The organism is Methylophaga sp. UBA1464 (genome assembly GCF_002325665.1).
Taxonomy (GTDB): domain Bacteria; phylum Pseudomonadota; class Gammaproteobacteria; order Nitrosococcales; family Methylophagaceae; genus Methylophaga.
Genome location: NZ_DCSO01000089.1, coordinates 30,755 through 34,289, shown reverse-complemented (window position 1 = coordinate 34,289; position 3,535 = coordinate 30,755). Strand labels below are relative to the sequence as shown.

Here is a 3,535-nt window from a genome sequence, read left to right as displayed (position 1 = left end):
GCAATTCAACCAGGGAAATCTGGAAGTCACCAATAATTCACTGGATTTGGCGATAAGCGGTAATGGGCAGGGTTTTTTTGCACTTGCACCAGCTTTAGATACCCAGCAGGTTCTCTATAGCCGGGCAGGGGCTTTTAATATTAACCGCGATGGCTATATGACCAACAGTTCAGGTCAGTTTTTATTGGGGTTCCCAGTTAATGCTGATGGCAGTGTTTCATCTACAGCTTTGGGCGGAACAGATCCAATTCGTTTGCCTGTATCGGCAGGTGTGCCCCGGGCAACCACGGAAGTTGATATAGCTGCAAATCTTCCCTCGACAGCTGATGATATTGATCCCGTGGCGACACCTATCGATCCGACAGACCCTACGACTTATACCAATTCTACATCCAGCAATATTTTTGATTCTCTGGGTAATGAAAGTACGTTGACTTATTATTATCAAAAAACGGATGTTCCCAATGAATGGAATGTTCAGGTCTACATCAATGAGCCAGCTGGCAGTCAAACGATTGTGGAGTTCGGGGGCGGACAAACTACCAAAACGCTAACCTTTGATCCAGCTTTAGGCGGAGCTCTGGATGCGGGTGTCACACCAACCGAAACGTACACTTTTACCGGTTTAAGCAGTGGTGCAGTGGATTTGACTTTTGATATTAACTTTGCCGGCACCACTCAGAACTCGGCAGCTTTTGCCGTTTTGGATACCGATCAGAATGGCTTTCCGACTGGACGGCTGACTGGGCTGGATATTGATGATAGCGGCTTGGTTCAGGCTCAATACTCTAATGGTCAAACGACCAATGTTGCCAAGATTGTGTTGGCTGACTTTCCTAATCCGCAAGGGTTAAAACAGATAGGTAATACGGCATGGGAAGCCACACTGGATTCCGGTGATGTGCGTATCGGTGAGGCGGGAACCGGCAGTTTTGGTTTGATTCAGTCGGGTGCTTTGGAAACATCCAATGTGGATTTGACTAAAGAACTGGTTGGTTTAATTACAGCTCAGCGTAATTTCCAGGCGAACTCAAAAGCGATAGAAACCAATAATGCTATCACCCAAACCATTATCAACCTGCGTTAATTTCGCCAGAGTGAATGATGTTTAATACAGAAAAAAGAGGCTAATTATGGATCGCATGCTGTTTATTTCCATGAATGCAGCCCAGCAAACCATGCTGGCGCAGGCCACCAATGCCAATAATCTGGCGAACGTCAACACCACTGGTTTTCGAGCTGATTTGGAACAGTTCCGTTCTATGCCGGTATTTGGTGAAGGTTTGCCGACACGAGTGTATTCAATGACGGAACGGCCTGCCACCGATTATCAACAAGGCAGTGTGCAATCTACCGGTCGAGAACTGGATATTTCGGTTCAAGGTGAAGGCTTTATTGCCGTGATGGGCAAAGACGGTCGTGAAGGTTATACCCGTGCCGGTGATATGCATGTCACAGAGCTTGGCCAATTAGTGACCGGCACTGGTTTGCCGGTGATGGGAGAGGGCGGACCAATCGCCATTCCGCCGGCTGAAAAAATTGATATCGGCGCGGATGGCACCATTTCCGTTCGTCCGATTGGCGGGGCTGAAAATGAGTTAGCCGTGATTGACCGGATTAAACTGGTCAAGCCTGACCTGCAAAATGTATTCAAAGACCAGGATGGCTTAATGCGAATGGCAGATGGTACAGAAGCCCCCCTGGATGCAACTGTCAAAGTTGCATCAGGCACGATAGAAGGCAGCAATGTTAATGCCGTGGGTGCCTTAGTGAATATGATTGAGTTACAGCGCAAATATGAGATGCAAGTCAAAATGATGAGCACCGCAGAAGAAAATAGCGCCGCTTCGGCACGTATGTTGCAACTGAATGGTTAGTAACATCGCAAGCATGCTTTTAGGAGAGACCTTATGAATCAGGCATTATGGATTGCAAAAACCGGGCTTGATGCTCAGCAGACAAGAATGTCGGTCATTTCGAATAATCTGGCCAACGTTAACACCACCGGCTTTAAGCAGGATAGGGCAGTGTTTGAAGACTTGTTGTATCAGACTATTCGTCAACCTGGTGCACAAACCACTACTGATAATCAGTTGCCTTCGGGATTGATGATTGGTACCGGTGTCAGAACGGTTGCCACCGAAAAACTGCATACTCAAGGCAATATTATCCAAACGGATAATGCGTTGGATGTGGCTATTGATGGCCGTGGTTTTTTCCAGATCCTGATGCCAGATGGTGATCTTGCCTATACCCGCGATGGCACATTTCAAATTAATGCTGATGGTGATGTGGTGATGTCAAATGGATATCTGCTGGATCCGGGTATCAATATTCCAGATGATGTTCAGAGTATCACCGTAGGTGTTGATGGAACGGTCAGTGTGACTCAGCCTGGTGATAATGAGCCCACTGTCATCGGTGAAATAGAGTTGGCCGATTTTGTAAATCCTGCTGGCTTACAGGCTGTCGGTGAGAATTTATTTAAAGAAACCGGTGCCAGTGGCGTACCCATTGCCGGTACGCCGACGCTGGATGGTTTTGGGCGAGTCATTGGTGGTGCACTGGAGACTTCCAACGTTAACGTTGTGACCGAGCTGATTAATATGATCGAAACGCAACGGGCTTATGAAATGAATTCAAAAGCCATCTCTACAGCTGATCAAATGTTGCAGTACGCTAGCCAGAATCTATAGACCCATACTGAGAGCCCCGGTATTACAGTGTTTGTATGTCGGGGCTTTTTTGTGTGTGAGAATAAGGTGTTGGATTTCTCAATGTAATAATATTTTGGCATGGACTCTGCAAGTTAATTTCTGTACATGAGCTTGTCCTGGAGATTCGTATGAAATTCATTTACCGACTATTGGGAATCACATCCGTCGTTTTGCTTTCCGCCTGTGTCAGTAATGAAGTAAAACGTGACCCGGCCTACGCGGCTGTTCGTCCCGTAGCTACAGCTCCGGCGGAACGTAATGATGGTGCAATCTTTGACACGCGCAGCAATATTGCATTGTATGAAGATTACAAAGCACGTCGTGTCGGCGATATTTTGACAGTGCGGTTGCAGGAACGGACGGATGCCGAGAAAGAAGCAACGACAACTATTGATAAAAGCAGTACCAACAATATCAACAATCCGACTTTATTCGGTACTACGCCCCAATTCAGCCTCCCCAGTGGATTACCACTGGCGAACACAGATAATAATAATCTGGCCTTCAGTACCGGTGCCAACAGTAGTTTTGAAGGGGAAGGCGAAAGTGAACAGAACAACCGGTTAAGCGGTGATATCAGTGTTTCTGTGGTTGAGGTGTTAGCCAACGGCAATATGATTGTTCGTGGCGAGAAGGTGGTCACCATTAATCAGGGTAATGAATACGTCCGTTTAACCGGTATTGTCAGCCCACGTGATATTGATTCCACCAATACCATTTCGTCCATTCGGATTGCCGATGCCCAAATTACCTATGTCGGTGATGGTCCATCCAATGACTCAAACACCATGGGCTGGCTGAGCCGTTTCTTCATCAGC

General features: G+C 46.9%; 4 protein-coding genes. All 4 read left to right on the top strand.

Translation table 11 applies throughout. The features are described from left to right. Positions 1-1,087, top strand: a 1,087-nt coding sequence (locus B3O33_RS11675; protein ID WP_292363642.1) for a flagellar hook protein FlgE, incomplete at its 5' end; no start/stop codon positions are given. A 46-nt stretch (positions 1,088-1,133) separates the two neighbouring features. After that, entirely contained in the window at positions 1,134-1,877 is a 744-nt protein-coding gene (flgF, locus tag B3O33_RS11670) for a flagellar basal-body rod protein FlgF (protein ID WP_292360332.1), read from the top strand. 33 nt (positions 1,878-1,910) lie between these two features. Continuing rightward, positions 1,911-2,696 (top strand): flagellar basal-body rod protein FlgG, encoded by a 786-nt coding sequence (gene flgG / locus B3O33_RS11665; RefSeq protein WP_292360330.1) that lies wholly within the window; start codon positions 1,911-1,913, stop codon positions 2,694-2,696. A 149-nt stretch (positions 2,697-2,845) separates the two neighbouring features. Further along, positions 2,846-3,535, top strand: a 690-nt coding sequence (locus B3O33_RS11660) for a flagellar basal body L-ring protein FlgH (RefSeq protein WP_292363640.1), incomplete at its 3' end; no start/stop codon positions are given.

What these genes read in the sequence shown, in the direction of transcription:
- flgF (WP_292360332.1), top strand. Translation starts at nt 1,134, where the DNA reads ATGGATCGCATGCTGTTTATTTCCATGAATGCAGCCCAGCAAACCATG.
- flgG (WP_292360330.1), top strand. Translation starts at nt 1,911, where the DNA reads ATGAATCAGGCATTATGGATTGCAAAAACCGGGCTTGATGCTCAGCAG.